The 313-nt window shown below is 55.6% G+C and carries 1 rRNA gene; it reads right to left on the bottom strand.

The features are described from left to right. Positions 1-225 precede the first annotated feature (225 nt). Positions 226-313, bottom strand: a 5S ribosomal RNA gene (rrf, locus tag ACVOLJ_RS20875); the annotation flags it as partial.

The following is a 313-nucleotide window of genomic DNA, read 5'->3' as shown; positions in this document are numbered from 1 at the left end:
TCTCACCGGGGTGGACGTTGTTGCCGATGCTGCTTCGTCGTTGGGCCCGAGGGCCTTTCGTCGTTGCGAGCCGCCTATTATGGCAGGCCTTTCAGCTTTGTCAACAACTTGTTGAAGGAACTTGAAGCTCTTTCTGAAGTTGTTGCCGTAAGTCCAGGTCGAAACCTGGGGCTTGCAAAAAAAGGAAAACCCCGCTGCATGCGCAGCGGGGTTTTCGGGTATAAACCCTGGCGATGACCTACTCTCGCATGGCTTAGGCCACACTACCATCGGCGCAGCTACGTTTCACTTCCGAGTTCGGGATGGGATCGGG

The sequence above is a fragment of the Stenotrophomonas sp. STEN046 genome (assembly GCF_056759755.1).
This window is presented reverse-complemented; position numbering and strand designations above follow the sequence as displayed.